The sequence below is a fragment of the Sphingopyxis sp. P8 genome, assembly GCF_020622175.1.
Taxonomy (GTDB): Bacteria; Pseudomonadota; Alphaproteobacteria; order Sphingomonadales; family Sphingomonadaceae; genus Sphingopyxis; species Sphingopyxis jiangsuensis.
The window spans coordinates 519,923-537,453 of the sequence record NZ_JACNMK010000002.1 but is presented as its reverse complement, the minus strand read 5'-3'; the positions used below and the strand labels follow the sequence as shown (position 1 = coordinate 537,453).

General features: G+C 67.9%; 11 protein-coding genes. 5 read left to right on the top strand and 6 right to left on the bottom strand.

The annotated features are described in order from the left end of the window. Positions 1–181: 181 nt before the first annotated feature. The 3 genes from H7692_RS11050 to ung are packed head-to-tail and all read right to left on the bottom strand — an operon-like array spanning position 182 to position 2,096. Positions 182–637, bottom strand: a complete 456-nt coding sequence (locus H7692_RS11050; RefSeq protein ID WP_227340174.1) for a YaiI/YqxD family protein — start codon at positions 635–637, stop codon at positions 182–184. Further along, entirely contained in the window at positions 634–1,392 is a 759-nt protein-coding gene (locus H7692_RS11045) for a sulfite exporter TauE/SafE family protein (RefSeq protein WP_227340173.1), read from the bottom strand. The genes H7692_RS11050 and H7692_RS11045 overlap by 4 nt, the downstream gene beginning before the upstream one ends. Beyond that, positions 1,389–2,096, bottom strand: coding sequence for a uracil-DNA glycosylase (ung, locus tag H7692_RS11040; RefSeq protein WP_227340172.1), 708 nt, complete (start codon positions 2,094–2,096; stop codon positions 1,389–1,391). Before ung ends, H7692_RS11045 begins: the two co-directional genes overlap by 4 nt. Positions 2,097–2,185: 89 nt before the next feature. Here ung and H7692_RS11035 point away from each other — a divergent pair, with 89 nt between their 5' ends. The 5 genes from H7692_RS11035 (at position 2,186) to H7692_RS11015 (ending at position 12,849) form a co-directional block, all read left to right on the top strand. Further along, a complete protein-coding gene (locus H7692_RS11035; protein ID WP_201928748.1) occupies positions 2,186–2,506 on the top strand; it encodes a phosphoribosyl-ATP diphosphatase in 321 nt (106 codons plus the stop codon). An 8-nt stretch (positions 2,507–2,514) separates the two neighbouring features. Beyond that, positions 2,515–2,892, top strand: a complete 378-nt coding sequence (locus H7692_RS11030; RefSeq protein ID WP_201928242.1) for a histidine triad nucleotide-binding protein — start codon at positions 2,515–2,517, stop codon at positions 2,890–2,892. A gap of 126 nt (positions 2,893–3,018) precedes the next feature. After that, a complete protein-coding gene (locus H7692_RS11025; protein WP_227340171.1) occupies positions 3,019–8,883 on the top strand; it encodes an alpha-2-macroglobulin family protein in 5,865 nt (1,954 codons plus the stop codon). A 149-nt stretch (positions 8,884–9,032) separates the two neighbouring features. Beyond that, positions 9,033–11,177: a penicillin-binding protein 1C gene (gene pbpC, locus H7692_RS11020; RefSeq protein ID WP_222136889.1), complete on the top strand. Its 2,145-nt coding sequence runs from the start codon at positions 9,033–9,035 to the stop codon at positions 11,175–11,177. A gap of 106 nt (positions 11,178–11,283) precedes the next feature. Then, the gene (locus H7692_RS11015) at positions 11,284–12,849 is read left to right on the top strand and encodes an amino acid permease (RefSeq protein WP_201928245.1); all 1,566 of its coding nucleotides are present in this window, start codon (positions 11,284–11,286) and stop codon (positions 12,847–12,849) included. Between the two features lie 33 nt (positions 12,850–12,882). Here H7692_RS11015 and H7692_RS11010 read toward each other — a convergent pair whose 3' ends face one another. The 3 genes from H7692_RS11010 to H7692_RS11000 all read right to left on the bottom strand — a co-directional run bounded on the left by H7692_RS11010 (position 12,883) and on the right by H7692_RS11000 (position 17,485). Continuing rightward, complete coding sequence (locus tag H7692_RS11010; RefSeq protein ID WP_227340170.1) at positions 12,883–14,121, bottom strand: multidrug effflux MFS transporter; 1,239 nt, start codon at positions 14,119–14,121, stop codon at positions 12,883–12,885. Between the two features lie 152 nt (positions 14,122–14,273). Continuing rightward, positions 14,274–14,576 (bottom strand): hypothetical protein, encoded by a 303-nt coding sequence (locus tag H7692_RS11005; protein ID WP_201928247.1) that lies wholly within the window; start codon positions 14,574–14,576, stop codon positions 14,274–14,276. Positions 14,577–14,602: 26 nt separating this feature from the next. Beyond that, positions 14,603–17,485, bottom strand: coding sequence for a M16 family metallopeptidase (locus H7692_RS11000; RefSeq protein ID WP_222136887.1), 2,883 nt, complete (start codon positions 17,483–17,485; stop codon positions 14,603–14,605). Between the last annotated feature and the right edge of the window lie 46 nt (positions 17,486–17,531).

The following is a 17,531-nucleotide window of genomic DNA, read 5'->3' as shown; positions in this document are numbered from 1 at the left end:
CTCGTCCTTTGGGCCGGCGCGCGTGTTGGGGGGGGGAGGCGCCGGTTCCTTGCCGTTTCTGCCCGCGCGCGCGGCGCGGGGCAACGGCGTTGCAATCGTATGGGATGGTCGCAGCCCGGCTTCCACAGAATTCCGTCATTCCCGCGGCGGCCGGAATGACGAAAACAGGGGTGCCGCTCGCTTATCCCCGCTTCAGCCGCACCAGCGCCGCGTCGAGCGCCTGCAGAAATTGCGAGCGGTCGGCCTTGGTAAAGGGCGGCGGCCCGCCGATCTGGTCGCCGCCCGCGCGCAAATCCGCCATGATCGCGCGCGTCGCGATCGCGGGGCCGATCGACGCGGCGGTGAAGGGCTTGCCATTGGGCGCGAGCACCGTCGCCCCCGCCTTCAATGCGCGGTCGGCGAGCAATATGTCGGCGGTGACGACGATGCTCGCGGCATCGGCGGCATCGGCGATCCAGTCGTCGGCGGCGTCGAACGCGTCGGACACGACGACCCGCTCGATCAGCGGATGGTCGGGGACGCGCAGCCGCATATTGCTGACGACCTTGACCGGCACCTCGTGCCGCCATGCGACGCGATAGATTTCGTCCTTCACCGGGCAGGCGTCGGCGTCGACGAGGATGGCGGGCGTCGTCATGCGGTCATCCCGTCCCAGAACAGCTTCGCGCCGAGCAGCACCATCAGCACATAGATAAGGATATAAAAGCGTTCCGGGTTGATCCGCCGGATCCAGCGCACGGTGAGCAGCGTCGACGCGATGGCGAGCGGCATCAGCAGCAGCGTCGCGACGACGACCTCGCGCGGGAAGGCGCCGAGCCCGACATAGGCGGGCACCTTGATCCAGTTGACGATCGCGAACAGCAGCGCGTTGGTGCCGACGAAGGTCAGGTGCGGCAGCTTGCGCGGCGCGACCCACATCTGGAAGGGCGGGCCGCCTGCGTGCGCGATCTGGCTCGCAAAGCCCATCGCGCCGCCGAACAGGCTGCCCACCCAGCCCGGCGACTGCGACGCCGCGACGATCCGCCCGCCGCGCTCGACCCACAGGCGATAGACGCCAAAGGCAAGGGTGATCGCGCCGAGCGCCGCCATCAGCTGCGCCTCGTTCACCCGGTCGGCATAGACATAGCCCGCGAACACGCCGGCCGCCGCGCCGGGCAGCATCCAGCCGATGATCCAGCCGTCCCACGTCTTGCGAAACGCCCAGACGCTGATGACGTCCTGCACAATCAGGATCGGCAGCAGCAGCGCCGCGGCGGTCGCGGGCGGCAGCACGAGCGCCGCGACCGGCGTCGCGAGCGCGCCGACCCCCGCAAGCCCGCCCTTCGCCATGCCGAGCAGCACCACGGCGACCAGCAATACGGCAAGCGTCACGGGATCGGCGAGGATCGTCATTCGGCAGCGGGCATTTCGGGAAGCCGCCAGTCGATCGCGCCGCGCCCCCTCGCCTCCAGAAAGGCGTTCGCCTGGCTGAACGGGCGCGATCCGAAAAAGCCGTTGTGCGCCGACAGCGGCGACGGGTGCGGCGCGCGCAGGACGAGGTGCGGGCTCGCCGTGCCGAGCCCCGCGACATTCGCCGCCTTCTTCTGCGCGTGGCTGCCCCACAGGATGAACACCTTGGGCGCGGCGTCGGCGGCGACCGCGGCGACCGCGGCGTCGGTGAAGCGCTCCCACCCCTTTTTCTGGTGCGACGCCGCCTGTCCCGCCTCGACCGTCAGGCAATTGTTGAGCAGCAGCACGCCCTGTTCGGCCCAGCTTTTGAGAAAGCCGTGGCGCGCGGGCGGAATGCCGAGATCGCTGTGAAGTTCCTTGTATATGTTGACGAGGCTCGGCGGCGTTCGCACCCCCGGCTGCACCGAAAAGCACAGGCCGTGCGCCTGCCCCGGCCCGTGATAGGGGTCCTGTCCCAGGATGACGACGCGCACCTGCTGCGGCGGCGTCGCGTCGAGCGCGGCGAACCAGTCTGCGGGCCGCGGATAGATGGTCTTGCCCTTCGCGCGCTCGCCCGCGAGGAAATCCTTGAGCGCCGCCATATAGGGCTGGTCGAACTCGCCGCCGATACGCGCGAGCCAGTCGGGATGGAGCTTGACCTCGGCCATGCGCGCCTTTGACCCAAGCGGCGCGCCCTTGTCCAGCCGCGATTGCCCCGCTAGGCAGCGGGGAAAGGAAAGGGGTGTCGGCCATGACAATCGGCGCAGCATTGGAACGGCTTGAATCGGTGGTGAAGGACCGGCTCGCCGCGGGCGAGGCCGAGGCATCCTATGTCGCGAGCCTTGCCGCCAAGGGGCGCGGGAAAATTGCGCAAAAACTGGGCGAGGAAGCCGTCGAGGCGGTCATCGCCGCGCTTGGCGAGGACGACCCCGACCTGATCGGCGAGGCGGCCGATCTCGTTTTCCACCTCACCATCCTGCTGTCCGAACGCGGCCTCGCCTGGGGTCATGTCGCCGCCGAGATCAACCGGCGGCACGGCACCTCGGGCCACGCCGAAAAAGCGGCGCGCAAGCAATAGGAACGACCATGGCGATCGACGCGACCCAGCCCTATGACGACAGCAATATCTTCGCGCGCATCCTGCGCGGCGAGATTCCGTCGAAGACCGTCTATGATGACGAGCATGCGCTCGCCTTTCACGACATCAACCCGCAGGCGCCGACGCACATATTGGTGATCCCCAAGGGCGCCTATGTCAGCTGGGACGATTTTTCGGCGCGCGCGAGCGAGGCCGAGATTGCGGGCTTCGTCCGCGCGGTGGGCAAGGTCGCGCGCGACCTCGGCCTCGTCGCGCCCGGCTACCGCCTGCTCGCCAATGTCGGGCGCGACAGCCACCAGGAAGTCCCGCACCTCCACGTCCACCTCTTCGCCGGCCGTCCGCTCGGCCCGATGCTCGCGCGTTAGAAAAGGCCGACCACCCTTCACTCGTGTGGCAGGGCCGAATTGGACCGAACCGGTCTCGCGGTGGGTGGACTCATGCCCCTGTTTCCAGCAGGATAGGATTCGGGTCGAGTGCGGGGAGACGGGGCGATGACGCGTGCATGGCGTACATTGGCAGGTCGGCTGACGGCCCGGGCAAAGCTGGCGCTGCTTGTCCCGCTGGGGCTCGCGATGGCCGCGACCGCCGCCGACACCGTGCCGCAGGTGACGCTTGCGACCCCCGGCAGCGCGGGCAGCGGCGACGGCGCGATCACCCGCTTCACCCTGCGCTTTTCGGAGGAGATGGTCGCGCTCGGCGACCCGCGCGCCCGCGCGCCCGCGACGCACGACTGCAAGGTCGGCAGCAGCGCGCGCTGGGTCGACACGCGCACCTGGGTGCTCGCCTTCGACAAGCCGCTCCCCGGCGGGCTGCGCTGCCATGTCGAGCTGCGCGGCGACCTTGCGACGCTGCGCGGGCTGCGCGTCGTCGGCCACGACAGCTTCGAGATCGACACCGGCGGCCCCTCGGCGCGCGCGGTGCTCGTCGGCGGCCATTATGACGGGATCGAGGAGGACCAGATCTTCCTCGTCGCGACAAACGTCGCCGCCGACCGCGCCTCGGTCGGGCGCTTCGCCTATTGCGCGGTCGACGGCATCGGCGAGAAGATCCCCGTCGACGTGCTGCCGCGCGACACCGCGGCACAGATATTGACCGGCCTCGGCGACAATAGCTGGCGCGCGCAGTCCTTCGCGCGCAACGCCAGCCTGCCGCTCCGCCTCCCCGCCGCGGGCGCCGACCGCGACGCGGCGCTCGACCGCGTCGTGCCGCTCAAATGCCGCCGCCCGCTGCCGCCGGGGCGCGAGATGGCGCTCGTCTGGGACGCGCGCATCGCGCAGCAGGGGGTGCCCGGCCGCACCGCCGGGCGCGACCAGCGCTTCGACTATGACGTGCGCCCCGCCTTCACCGCCAGGATGTCGTGCAGCCGCGTCAACCCGCAGGCGGGGTGCAATCCGATCAACGATGTCGTGCTCAATTTCGCCGCGCCCGTTGCGCGCGACACCGCGCTCGCGGCGACGCTCAACACCGCCGACGGCCAGCGCATCGCCGCGCGCTCGAACGACGACGACCGGCACGACCCCTGGCTGACGCAGGTGCGCTTTGCCGGGCCCTTGCCGCGCGACGTCGACGCGACGCTCGTCCTTCCCGCCGACGTCACCGACCAGAGCGGCCGCCCGCTGTCGAACCGCAGCAATTTCCCGCTCGCATTCCGCATCGACCGCGCGCCGCCGCTCGTCAAATTCGCCGCGCCCTTCGGCATATTGGAGGCGAGCGAGGGCGGCATGCTGCCCGTCACCGTGCGCGGGGTCGAGGGCAGCATGGCCGAGGCGCGCCTCGCCATGCCCGCGACGGCCTTGCGCGTCGGCGACGACGATGCCGCGATCGCGCGCTGGCTCCGCCGCGTCGACGATGCGGGCGGCAGCGACTATCGCGAGGAACGCGACGCGACCGGCAAGGAGGTGCGCGTCAACTATACCGGCACCAGGTCGGTGTTCGACGGCGCCCCCGCGGGCGGCGAGCGCCGCGACCTGCGCCTGACGCCCCCCGGCGGCGGCAAGGCGTTCGAGGTCGTCGGCATCCCGCTCGGCCAGAAGGGCTTTCACGTCGTCGAGATCGCCAGCCCCGAACTCGGCGCCGCACTGCTCGGGCGCAAGGCGACGCGCTATGTCGCGAGCGCCGCGCTCGTCACCAACATGGCGGTGCATTTCAAATGGGGCCGCGAAAATTCGCTCGCCTGGGTGACCGCGCTCGACACGGGGAAGCCCGTCGCGGGCGCCGATATCCGCATCGTCGACAGCTGCACCGGCCGCCTGCTCGCGCGCGGCACCGCCGACAAGGCGGGACGCCTCGCCTTCCCCGCCGGCCTCCCCGAGCCCGAGACCTATGCGAATTGCGAGGACGAGCCCGACCCGGCGAACAGCGAGGGCCATGCGCTGATGGTCACCGCGCGTTCGGGCGACGATTTCAGCTTCACCCTCACCGACTGGGGCAGCGGCATCCGCCCCTATGATTTCGACATGCCCTTCGGCTGGTCCGAACGCGGCGACATCCTCCACACCATCTTCGACCGCGCGCTCGTCAAGGCGGGCGAGACGGTCAACATGAAGCATGTGCTGCGCCGCCCCGTCGGGCTGGGGTTCAAGGCGCCCGAGCCGATGGCGGGCAAGCTCCGCCTCGTCCACCGCGGCTCCGACACCGAATTCGAACTGCCCTTTGCCATAACGGCGGCGGGCAGCGGCGAGACGGTATGGAACGTCCCCAAATCGGCGCCGATGGGCGATTACGACCTCGTCTTCGTCACCAAGGACCGCCAGGACAAGCGCGATCGCGGCGACGACGAGGAACGCGAAAAGACGATCTGGTCGAACCAGTCGATCCGCGTCGACGAATATCGCCTGCCGACGATGAAGGCGACGGTGACGGGGCCGAAGGCGGCGCTCGTCCGCCCCGCGAGCGTGCCGCTGTCGCTGTTCGTCGGCTATCTTTCGGGCGGCCCCGCGCCGAACCTGCCGGTCGAGCTTCGCGCGACCTTCCGCCCCAGCTGGTCGCCGCCCGAGGATTATCGCGAATGGAGCTTCGACGGCCGCCCGGTGAAGGAGGGCGTGGTCAAGCTCGACGACGATGGCGAGGAACCCGGCGCCGACGCGCCGCTCGCGCGCGCGCTGCCGCTCGTGCTCGGCGCCGACGGCACCGCGTCGGCGAGCATCGCCGTCGACCGCCCGATTGCCGAACCGACCGCGATGGCGGTCGAGATGGATTATGAAGACGCCAATGGCGAAACGCTGACCGCCAGCCGCCGCATCACGCTTTACCCCGCCGCGGTGCGGCTGGGGATGAAGACCGACGGCTGGATGATGCGCGACACCGATCTCCGCCTCGATTTCGTCGCGCTCGACCTCGACGGAAAGCCGATTCGCGGCCAGCGCGTCGCGGTCGCGCTCTACAGCCGCGCGATCATCACCGCGCGCCGCCGCCTGATCGGCGGCTTCTATGCCTATGACAACCAGATGCGGACGACGAAGCTGTCGGCGGACTGTTCGGCGACGACCGACCGCCTCGGCCGCGCAAGCTGCGCGATGGCGCCGGGCGTGTCGGGCGAGGTCACGGTCGTCGCGACGACGCAGGATGCCGACGGCAACGAAGCGCGCGCGGTGCGCTCGGTGTGGCTCGCGGGCGACGACGACTGGTGGTTCGGCGGCGACAATGGCGACCGCATGGACGTCATCGCCGAAAAGCCGCGTTATGCCGCGGGCGACACCGCGACCTTCCAGGTCCGCATGCCGTTCCGCGAGGCGACCGCGCTCGTCACCGTCGAGCGCGAGGGCGTGCTGTCGAGCTTCGTCACGACGCTCAAGGGCACCAATCCCGTCGTCAGGGTCAAGCTCCCCGCCACCTATGCGCCCGACGTCTATGTCTCGGTGATGGCGGTGCGCGGGCGCGTGACCGGACAGGAAAGCTGGTTCCGCAAGATGAAACGCGCGGTCGGTTTCCGGATCGAAACCAGCGAGGGCGCGCCGCCCACCGCGCTCGTCGATCTTGCCAAGCCCGCCTATCGCATGGGCGTCGCGCGGATCAAGGTCGGCTGGGAAGGCCACAAACTCGGCGTCGAGGTCAGGACCGACAAACAGGTATATGCGGTGCGCGACACCGCGAAAGCCAGCATCGCGGTCAAGACCCCCGACGGCAAGCCGCCGCGGCAGGCCGATGTCGCCTTCGTCGCGGTCGACGAGGCGCTGCTCCAGCTCGCGCCGAACGAAAGCTGGGCGCTGCTCGACGCGATGATGGGCGAACGCACGCTCGACGTCCTCACCTCGACCGCGCAGATGCAGGTCGTCGGCAAGCGCCACTATGGCCGCAAGGCGCTCGAACCCGGCGGCGGCGGCGGCGGCGATCTGTCGGGCCTGACGCGCGAGGATTTCCGCCCCGTGCTGCTGTGGCGCGGCACCGTGCCGCTCGACGCAAAGGGGCGCGCGAGCGTCGACGTGCCGCTCAGCGACAATCTGTCGGGTTTCCGCCTCGTCGCGGTCGCGACCGACGGCGCGCAATTTTTCGGCACCGGCGAAACGAGCATCCGTACCGTGCAGGATCTGGCGGTCTTTGCCGGGCTCCCCGAACTTGTGCGCAGCGGCGACACCTATGATGCGCGCTTCACGCTGCGCAACGGCACCGACCGGGCGATGACCGTCACCGCCAATGCCGCAATGTCGCCCGCGGTCGCGACCGCGCCGCCGCTCACCGTGACGATTCCCGCGGGCGGCGCGGTGCCGATCAGCTGGTCGATGCAGGCGCCCGCCACCGCCGGCCCGCTGACCTGGACCGTAGAGGCGGCGTCGGCCGATGGCAGGCAGCGCGACCGGCTGGTGTTCGCGCAGCAGGTCGAACCCGCCGTGCCGGTCGAGACCTGGGCGGCGAGCCTGCTGCGCGTCGGCCCGTCGACGACGCTCCCCATCGCGATTCCCGCGGGCGCGCTTCCCGGCGGCCATGTCGACATCGCGCTCGCCGGAACGCTCGCGCCGCCGCTCGCCGGGGTGCGCGACTATATGGCGGCCTATCCCTACACCTGCTTCGAACAGACGACCTCGCGCGCCATCGCGCTCGGCGATGTCGGGCGCTGGCAGACGCTCGCCGAGGCGATGCCGACCTATCTCGATCGCGACGGCCTGCTCCGTTACTGGCCGAACGAACGGCTCGATGGGTCGGCCGAACTCACCGCCTATGTGATGGCGGTGACCGCCGCGAACGGCTTTGCCGTCCCCGAAGCGTCGAAGGACAAGATGGTCAAGGCGCTGCAGGCAATCGTCGAGGGGCGGCTCAGCCGGCGCGGCTACGGCCCCTATGACGTCCGCCCGGTGCGCGTCGCCGCGCTCGCCGCGCTCGCGCGCAACAAGGCATCGAGCCCCGCGCTCGTCGCGGCGATCGACCTGACCCCCGCCGAAATGACGACGGGGACGCTCGCCGACTGGCTCGTCGCGATCGAACGCACGCCCGGCGTGCGAAATGCCGCCGCGCTGCGCACCGCCGCCGAGGCCGAGCTCCGGAAGCGCCTCGTCTTTGAAGGAACGCGGCTCGACCTTGCCGACAATGCGCGCGCGCCCTGGTGGATGATGACCAGCGGCGACGAAATGGCGATCAAGGCGCTCGAGGCCGTGCTCGGCCGCAAGGGGTGGGAGGATGACGCGGGCAAGCTGATGGTCGGCGTCGCGCAGCGCCAGCGGCGCGGCCGCTGGGACACGACCCCGGCGAATGCGTGGGGCGCGGTCACCGTGCGCCGCTTTGCGAGCCTCTATCCCGCGAGCGCGATTGGCGGCGTGACGACGGCGAGCCTCGCGGGCGCCGGCGCCGAACAGCGCTGGCCGCTTCCCGCCGACGCCGCGCCGCTTCGCCTGCCGCTCGCCGCCGCGACGATGGCGCTCGCGCATCAGGGCGGCGGCTCGCCCTGGGCGACGGTCAGCGTCAAGGCGGCGGTGCCGCTCCGGGAACCGCTCAACGCCGGCTATCGCATCAAACGCGCGGTGAGCATCGTCAAGGCGGCGAACAAGGCGCAATTGACGCGCGGCGACGTGATCAAGGTGCGGATCGAGGTCACCGCCGAAGCCGGGCGCACCTGGGTCGTCATCAGCGACCCCGTCCCGCCGGGCGCGACGATCCTCGGCAATCTGGGCGGCCAGTCCGAAATGCTCGCCGGTGACGCGGGGGGTTCGGGGTGGCAACCCAGCTATGTCGAGCGCGGGCGCGACAGCTGGCGCGGCTATTTCGGCTGGATGCCCGCGGGTACCCATGCGGTCGAATATGTCGTGCGCTTGAACGGCTCGGGCCGCTTCACCCTGCCCCCGACGCGCGTCGAGGCCATGTACTCCCCCGCCATCCGCGGCCAGCTCCCGAACGCGCCGATGACGGTGGCGGCGTCGGCGGAATGACGGTGGTCATGTGGACATCGTCATTGCGAGCGAAGCGAAGCAATCCCCAGTCTGCGGCTGGATGGCACGCTCGCAGGAGATTGCTTCGTCGCTGCGCTCCTCGCAATGACGTAGGAAAAGTGCGGCAGATGCGCCTGCTCGCCTAGCCGATGGATCACGCCCCCAAACGCCGCCTCTTCGACGCCTTCGCCTGGGCGGCCCTCGCCGCGCTCGTCCTCGCCACAATCGCGCATCTCCTCACGCGCCCGCCCGCGATGCCCGAATTTGCCGCGGTGCGCGCGGCGTGGCAGCCGAGCGAGGCGTGGCTTTACGACCGCGACGGACATCTGCTCGACACCGAGCGCGTCAATTTCGAGCGGCGGCGGCAGGCGTGGGTGCCGCTGAATGCCATCGCCCCCGTCGTGCGCGACACGGTGATCGCGAGCGAGGACAAAAGATTCGCCGCGCATGGCGGCGTCGACTGGTTCGCGGTCGCGAGCGCGGCGCGCGCGCGGCTGGCGCGCGGGGGGAATGGCGACCGATCGCGCGGCGCCTCGACCCTGCCGATGCAGCTTGCCGCTTTCCTCTCGCCCGATCTCGCGCAGCCCGGATCGCGCGGCTGGCTGACCAAGATTCGCCAGATGCGCGCGGGTCAGGCGCTCGCGTCGCGCTGGACGCGCGACCAGATGCTCGAGGCTTATTTCAACCTCGTCCCCCTGCGCGGCGAGGTGCAGGGGATCGGCGCGGGGGCGCAGGCGCTGTTCGGCAAGCGCCCCGCGGCGATGAACCGCACCGACGCCGCGCTCTTCGCGGGACTGCTCCCCAATCCGGCCGCCGACGCCGTTGCCCTCGGCCGCCGCGCGTGCCGCGCCGCGCGCGCCGCCGATTGCAGCGCCATCGCCGCCGCCGCCGCGACGCTCGTATCGGGCGAGCATGCCGCGCGCCACGACCCCGCGCTCGCGCCGCATCTTGCCGTGCGGCTGCTCGACGCGCCGGGCAAGCGCGTGACGACGACGATCGACCGCCGCATCCAGGCCGCCGCCATCGTCGCTCTGCGCCGCCAATTGTCGGGGCTCGGCGCGAATCGCGTACGCGACGGCGCGGTCGTCGTGCTCGACAATCAAAGCGGCGAGGTGCTCGCCTATGTCGGCGGGGTCGGGCTCAAATCGACCGCCGCCGCGGTCGACGGCGCGAACGCGCGGCGGCAGGCGGGTTCGACGCTCAAGCCGCATCTTTACGCGCAGGTGATCGAAAAGGGCTGGCTCACCGCCGCGTCGATCCTCGACGACAGCCCGGTCCAGCTCGACACCGCGTCGGGGCTGTACGTTCCCAAGAATTACGACCGCAGTTTCAAGGGGCCGGTCAGCGTGCGCCAGGCGCTCGCCGCGTCGCTCAATGTTCCCGCGGTGCGCGCGCTCATCATCGACGACGTCGGGCGCTTCCGCGACCGCCTATGGGCGCTCGGCTATCGCGGTCTCGTCGAGGACGGCGACCATTATGGCTTCAGCCTGGCACTTGGCTCGGCCGAAGTCTCGCTGGTCGAACAGGCTAACGCATTCAGAACATTGGCAAACCACGGAAAGTGGTCGCCCGTGACATACCACCCTGCGCAACAACTTCGCCAACATCCACGCCAGCTCGTCAGCCCCGCCGCCGCCTTCATCGTCGGCGACATACTCGCCGACGCCGCCGCCCGCGCCGACGCCTTCGGCACCGACAGCGCACTGCGCCTCCCCTTCTGGGCCGCCGCCAAGACGGGCACCTCGAAAGGCATGCGCGACAATTGGTGCGTCGGCTGGTCCGACCGCTACACCGTCGCGGTCTGGGTCGGCAATCTGGAGGGCGATGCGATGCGCGGCGTGTCGGGCACCTCGGGCGCGGCGCCGGTGTGGCGCGACGTGATGCTCGCGCTCCACGCCGACCGCCCCGGCAGGCCACCCGCCATCCCCGACGGCGTCGAGGCGCACCGCATCGCCCTCCCCGGCACGCGCGAGCCGCCGCGACGCGAATATTTCGTCCGCGGCACCGCGCAGAGCGAACTCGCCGCTGCGCCGCAGGCCGCGCGGCGCCCGCGCATCACCAGCCCGGTCAGCGGCAGCGTCTATGCGATAGACCCCGACATCCCCGCCGACCGTCAGCGGCTCGCCGTCGCGGTGAGCGGCGCGGTCGCGGGATATCGGCTGATCCTCGACAGGAAAACGCTCGGCGATGCCGACGCCGGACAACAAATCGTCCCGCGCCCCGGCAGCCATATACTCGCGCTCGTCGACCCCGGCGGGCGGACGATCGATCGCGTCCGTTTCACCGTGCGATAAACCGACTGTCACACCCCTGAAATTAAGTTGCGCTGCCGCGCGGAGCGGCTAGTCTGCGCCGCCAGGAGACGGGCCCCCTACCGAGGCCCGCAAAGGGGAAACACGGATGATATTTGGTCGCGTTAAATCGCTCGACGCCATCTTGGCCACGGCCGAGAAAAAGTCGCTGCAACGAACGCTCGGCGCCTTTCAGCTCACCATGCTTGGTATCGGCGCCATCATCGGCACAGGCATTTTCGTTCTGACCGCCGAAGCCGCGCAAAAGGCGGGGCCGGGCATGATGTGGAGCTTCGTCGTCGCGGGGCTCGTCTGCGCGGTCGCAGCGCTCTGCTATTCGGAACTCGCTTCGATGGTCCCGGTTTCGGGGTCCGCCTATACCTACACCTATGCGGTGATGGGCGAATTGCTCGCCTGGATGGTCGGCTGGGCGCTGATCCTCGAATATGCCGTTGCTGCCAGCGCCGTTTCGGTCGGCTGGTCGGGCTATTTCGTCGGACTGTTACAGAGTTGGGGCATAGAGTTGCCCCACGCGCTCGTGGTCGGCCCCTATGCGGGCGGCGTCGTCAACCTGCCGGCGCTCGTCATCGCGCTGCTCGTTACCGCACTCCTGATGATCGGCACGACCGAAAGCGCACGCGTCAACGCGGTGCTCGTCGCGATCAAGGTGACGGCGCTCACCGTTTTCATCGGCCTGACGCTGCCTGTGCTCAATGGGGCGAACTTCGAACCCTTCACCCCGAACGGCTGGTTCGGTGACGGGCATGGCGCCGGCCTCGGCGTGATCGGCGCGGCGGCGTCGATCTTCTTTGCCTATGTCGGATTCGACGCCGTTTCGACTGCCGCCGAAGAAACCAAGAATCCGCAGCGCAACGTGCCCATCGGCCTCATCGCATCGCTCGGCATCTGCACCATCTTTTACCTGCTCGTCGCTGCGGGCGCGATCGGGACGCTCGGCGCGCAACCGGTAGCCGGTCCGAACGGCGAAATCCTGCAGCCCGGCACCACTGCGCTCGCCGCACAGTGCCAGGCCTTTGCCGACCTTGGCCGCGAGCCGCTCGTTTGCTCGCGCGAAGCGCTCGCGCATGTGCTGCGCGAAATCGGCTGGGAACGCATCGGCGACATGATTGGCATCGCGGCCTTCCTTGCGCTGCCGTCGGTCATTCTGATCATGCTGTTCGGCCAGACCCGGATCTTCTTCGTGATGGCGCGCGACGGCCTGCTTCCCGAAAAGCTCGCGACGATCCACCCCAAGTGGAAAACGCCGCATATCGTGACGATGATCACCGGCGTCGCGGTGTCCTTCTTCGCGGCCTTCCTGCCGGTCGGTCAGCTCGCCGACATTTCGAACTCGGGGACGCTGTTCGCCTTCTTCATGGTGGCGATCGCGGTGCTCATCCTGCGCCGGACCCAGCCGAACCGCCACCGGCCGTTCCGCACGCCGATGGTGTGGCTGGTCGCGCCGCTCGCGATTGTCGGCACGGTTGGGCTCTATGTGAACCTGCCGTTCGATGCGAAGATGGTGCTCCCGGTCTGGGGCGCGCTCGGCCTGTTCGTCTATTTCCTCTATGGCTACCGCAAGAGCCACGTCGGCCGCGGTATCATCGAGGTGCACGAGGACGACCCCGACGCACCGCCGCAGCCGGTACCGCCGGCGCCGTCCTTCAAGGACTGATCGGAAAGGGGGCCTCGGCCCCCTTTCTTTTTGTCAGAAAGGCGCGCGCGGCGCGGTTCCCGGGCGCGTGAACAGCTTTCCGCGTTCGGCCCAGATGACAAGCAACAGCCCGACGACGCCGGCGATCAGGAATGCCATGGCGAGCGGCAATGTGGTCCCGTCATAATGCTGGCCGATCACCGCCCCTGCGACCGCGGCGAGCAAGGTTTTCGCAAAGCTCTGGTAAGAGGACGCGATGCCCGCCATCTGGCCGAAGTCCTCCATCGCGATCGACCCGAAATTGCTGCCGATGAAGCCGATCAGCCCGACATTGACCATCATCAGCAACGTGAACATCCACAGCGTCTCGCCGCCGCTCAGCGCCGCCGCAATCTGCGCGAGCGCCACCGCCATATAGACGAACACCGCGGTCTGCGAGACGCGCCGCGCGCCGAAGCGCTCGACGATCGCGGCATTGGAGAAATTGGCGATCGCAATGCCCACCGCAACGACGGCAAAGACGAGCGGGAAGAGCGCACGCGCGTCGAACACCTCGCCGATGATCTGTTCGCTGCTGTTGAGATAGCCATAGAGCGCGCCCTGCATCAGCCCCGACGCGAGCATGTAACCCGCGGCACGGCGGTGGCGTGTCACCATGCCCCACCCGGCAACCATCGTCCGCCAGTCGAGCGGCCGCACATTCGCGGGCTCGAGCGTTTCGGGAAGCCGGCGCAACCAAAGCAGCATCACCCCGCCCATGGCCGCAAGCACGATGAAAATCGCGCGCCAGTCGGCGACCGCGACGATTCCCGCCCCGATCGCCGGCGCGATAATCGGCACAATCATGAACACGAGAAAGATGAGCGACAGCCGCTTGGCCATCGCATCGCCCGCGAACAGGTCGCGGATGACCGCGACAACGACGACACCGAGCGCCGCCGAAACCACGCCGTGGCCGAAACGCAACGCGAGCATTAGCGGAAAATTGGTCGCCAGCCCGCAACCGACCGAAAAGGCGATATAGGCAAAGAGCGCCGGCACCAGAACGCCCTTGCGCCCGAACCGGTCGGCGAGCGGACCATAGAAGAGCGAGCCAATGCCGATGCCGAGCAGATAGGCCGAGATAATATATTGCCGGTCATTGGCGACCGACACGCCGAGTCCATCGCCCATCGCGGGGAGTGCAGGCAGCATCGAGTCGATGGCGAGCGCGTTGAGCGCCATCACCATCGCCATCATGAAAACCATTTCGCGGTCGCCGGGCATGCGGGACCGCTGGGGGGACTCGGTCATTTTGTGCATTGCGGCGGATATGGGCCTGCCGCGACACTTTGGATAGCCCCGGCAACGCAATTTGTCGGACAACAATGCTATTCAACGAAAAGGGCCGTCTCGCCGGCGTGGCGAGGACGGCCCCATCAAACCCCAGTAAAAAGTCGGAAGGGTCAGCCCTGACGTGTGCCCGTCATCGCCATCGACCCGAACGCACCAGCCTTGATCGTGCCGGTCAGCGTGTCGCCGTCGATCGTCGCTTCGCATTCGAGGGTCATCGGCATGGGCACCTTCATGTCCATCGTCCAGGTAAGCTTGTTGCCGTCGACCTTGCCATTCTGGACGTCGAGCGAACCCATGGCTCCGGCGTTCTGGCCGGTGAAGCTGTCGCCATCGCTGTTCACGGTGAACACCGACTTCTGATCGCCCATCGGCGACTTCGTCACGCAATCATAGCTGCCATCGACCTGCGCCATAAAAACTCTCCTTACTGAAACTTGTGTCAATTAGCGGGAGTCGCTGTTTCCACCTTCATTCCCAGCGCGTCAAGCTGCGGCTTGACCACCGCAGCGTCGCCCACGACGACATAGACGAGATCGTCGGTGCTGAGCGCCTTGCGCGCCGTGGCATCGATGCCCTGTGCGGTCATCGCTTCATAGGTCGTCGGCAGCTTTTCGTAATAATCGTCAGGCCGGTCGAACTTGACGATCGAGCGAAGCCCCGCGAGCACGTCGCCCGAGGTTTCAAAGCTGCCCGGAAGCTCCCGAACGCTGCCGTTGACGGTGCGCTCCAGTTCCTCGGCCGTCACGCCCTTGTCGGCAAGAAACGCTTTGAGGTCGGCTTGCAGTTCCTTGATCGAATCGCCGGTCCGGTCGCTCTGCACCGGCGCAATCGCCACCCAGGTCAGCCGGTCCTTGTCGGCCGAGATGCGCGAGCGCACGCCATAGGACCAGCCCTTCGTCTCGCGAAGATTGGTGTTGAAACGCGACAGGAAATTGCCGCCGAAGATGTCGTTGCCGGCGCGCAGGACCTCGAGGTCGTCGCTGCCCTTGGCGTCGAGAACCTTGCCCGCGAGGATCACCGACTGCGGCGACTTGGGCCGGTCGACGAGCAGGATGCGCGGTTGCGGAGCCGGAACCGCTACCTCGAAATGCTTCGTCGGCTTGGGCGTAGCGGGCGCCTTCCACGCCCCGAGGGTCGCGTCGAGTTCCTTCTTCGCCTCGGCAAGCGTCGTGTCGCCAACGACAAATATGCGCGCATTGTCCGGGCGGATCCACGCCGCATGGAAGGCCGCAAGCTGCTCGCGCGTCGCCGCGGTGACGGCGTCGGCATTGCCGAGCCCCGATGGCGGAATGCCATAGGGATGACCTGCGCCATAAAGCACCGGCATCAACACGCGCGAAGCAATTGCATTGGGGTTGTTGAGTTCCGCCTTCAGCCGTGTCAGCTGCTGCGCCCGGACGCGTTCAAGCTCCTGCGCATCGAAGGCCGGGTTGCGGATATAGTCGGCAAGCAAGCCCAGCGATGCGCGCAGATTGGGCTTGAGCGCAAACAGGCTGAACACCGTTTCATCGGCGTTCGCCGACCCGTCGATCCGGGCGCCGAGCCTTTCCTTGGCTTCGGCGAAGGCGATCGAGTCGAGGGTCGTTGTCCCCTCGTCCATCAAGCTGAGCATCAGCGATTGCGTGCCCAGCGCGTCGCGTGGGTCGGCGGCATAGCCTGCGTCAAAGCTGACCGCGACGTTGACGGTCGGAACAGCAGCGCGCCGAGCAAATACAAGCTCAATCCCGTTCTTGAGCTTCGCGCGCTCGATGTCGGGAAAATCCAGCGCCGTCAGCTCTGCCACGGCCGGGAACTTCGACCGGTCGGCAATCGACGCCGCGGCGCCGATCCCCGTGTCGGGACCGATATCGCCGAGCACCGAATTCCAGTACCGGTCGGGTTCCACCGCTACGACCGGTTTCTCCGCGGTAAAGGCGCCGCCACGATTTTCGCCGCCCTCGGTACGTTCACCCGGCGTATAAGTCAGCGAAAAGACCGGACGCGACATCCATTTGTTCGCAACCGCCTTCGCCTGATCGGGCGTCACCTTTGCGAGCCGTTCGAGCTCGGTTTTATAATAAGCGGGGTCATTCGAGTAGAGCGCGCCCTCGGCAAGCGTAACCGCCTTGCCGCCGAAGCCGCCTACAGACTCCAGTCCAGATATCGTGCCGCCGAGATAGCTTGCGGCGGCGCGCTGCAATTCGTCTGAGGTCGGCCCGGTTTCCAGGAAACTCGCGATCTCCGCGTCTAGCTTCTTGCCCACGACTTCGGGATCAACGCCCGGCTTCACATCCGCTTGCACAAGCAAAATACCTGCATCTTCAAATGGTTGTGCAAATGCCGCCACACTGACCGCAACCGGGTCCTTGCGGACCATCGCATTGTCGAGCCGCGACGACGACAGGCCGCCAAGCACAGCGGTCGCCATCTGGAGTGGTACCGCCTCGGGATCGTTGAGCCCCGGGATTGCCCACATGCGATAAAGGCGCGTGGTCGGAACGAGGTCCTTGACCTCCTTGGCGAGCGGCGCGGGCAGCGTCGGCACCGAAACCTCCGGCATTTTCACTGCTGGACCGCGCGGAATGTCGCCGAACCATTTGCCGACCATCGTCCTGGCCGTCGCTACGTCGATGTCGCCCGCCAGCACCAGTACTGCGTTGTTGGGACCATAATTATCGTGGAACCACGACTTCACATCGTCGAGGCTCGCCGAATTGAGGTCGGCCATCGAACCGATCGTGCTGTGGTGATAGGGGTGTCCCTTGGGGAACAGATTTTCGAAGATTTCGTAGCGCAGCAGGCCGAACGGATTATTATCACCCTGACGCTTTTCGTTCTGGACGACGCCGCGCTGGTTATCGAGCTTTTCCTGCGTCACCGCACCGAGCAGATGTCCCATGCGGTCGCTTTCAAGGAACAACGCAAGGTCGAGCGCGCCGGTCGGGACGGTCTCGAAATAATTGGTGCGGTCGACATTGGTCGTGCCGTTGCTGTCGGTCGCACCGACCTGTTGCAGCGGCTCGAAAAAGTCGCCGGGAGCATTTTCCGATCCGTTGAACATCAGATGCTCGAAGAGGTGGGCAAAGCCCGTCTTGCCTGCGGGTTCGTGCTTGGAGCCGACGCGGTACCAGACCGAGACGGCGACGACGGGCGCCTTGCGATCTTCATGGACGATGACGCGCAGTCCATTATCGAGCGTGAACGCCTCGTAAGGAATATCGACCGCCTTCACGAGATCGGCGACCGGCGCGGGCGCCGCGGCCGTTTTTTGCGCCAGAACCGGCGTCGCGACGAGCGCGGTGGAAAGGGCCAATGCGGCGGCGAAACGGTTGATCCGGGTCATGAACATCCTCTCGGTGCTGAACTGCGCGTGCGAACACGGGCAGGAC

Bases quoted from the DNA above. Each gene is read 5' to 3' on its own strand.
- pbpC (WP_222136889.1), top strand. From the start codon at position 9,033: ATGGATCACGCCCCCAAACGCCGCCTCTTCGACGCCTTCGCCTGGGCG.
- H7692_RS11010 (WP_227340170.1), bottom strand. From the start codon at position 14,121: ATGACCGAGTCCCCCCAGCGGTCCCGCATGCCCGGCGACCGCGAAATG.
- H7692_RS11015 (WP_201928245.1), top strand. From the start codon at position 11,284: ATGATATTTGGTCGCGTTAAATCGCTCGACGCCATCTTGGCCACGGCC.
- H7692_RS11005 (WP_201928247.1), bottom strand. From the start codon at position 14,576: ATGGCGCAGGTCGATGGCAGCTATGATTGCGTGACGAAGTCGCCGATG.
- H7692_RS11000 (WP_222136887.1), bottom strand. From the start codon at position 17,485: ATGACCCGGATCAACCGTTTCGCCGCCGCATTGGCCCTTTCCACCGCG.
- H7692_RS11030 (WP_201928242.1), top strand. From the start codon at position 2,515: ATGGCGATCGACGCGACCCAGCCCTATGACGACAGCAATATCTTCGCG.
- H7692_RS11050 (WP_227340174.1), bottom strand. From the start codon at position 637: ATGACGACGCCCGCCATCCTCGTCGACGCCGACGCCTGCCCGGTGAAG.
- ung (WP_227340172.1), bottom strand. From the start codon at position 2,096: ATGGCCGAGGTCAAGCTCCATCCCGACTGGCTCGCGCGTATCGGCGGC.
- H7692_RS11025 (WP_227340171.1), top strand. From the start codon at position 3,019: ATGACGCGTGCATGGCGTACATTGGCAGGTCGGCTGACGGCCCGGGCA.
- H7692_RS11045 (WP_227340173.1), bottom strand. From the start codon at position 1,392: ATGACGATCCTCGCCGATCCCGTGACGCTTGCCGTATTGCTGGTCGCC.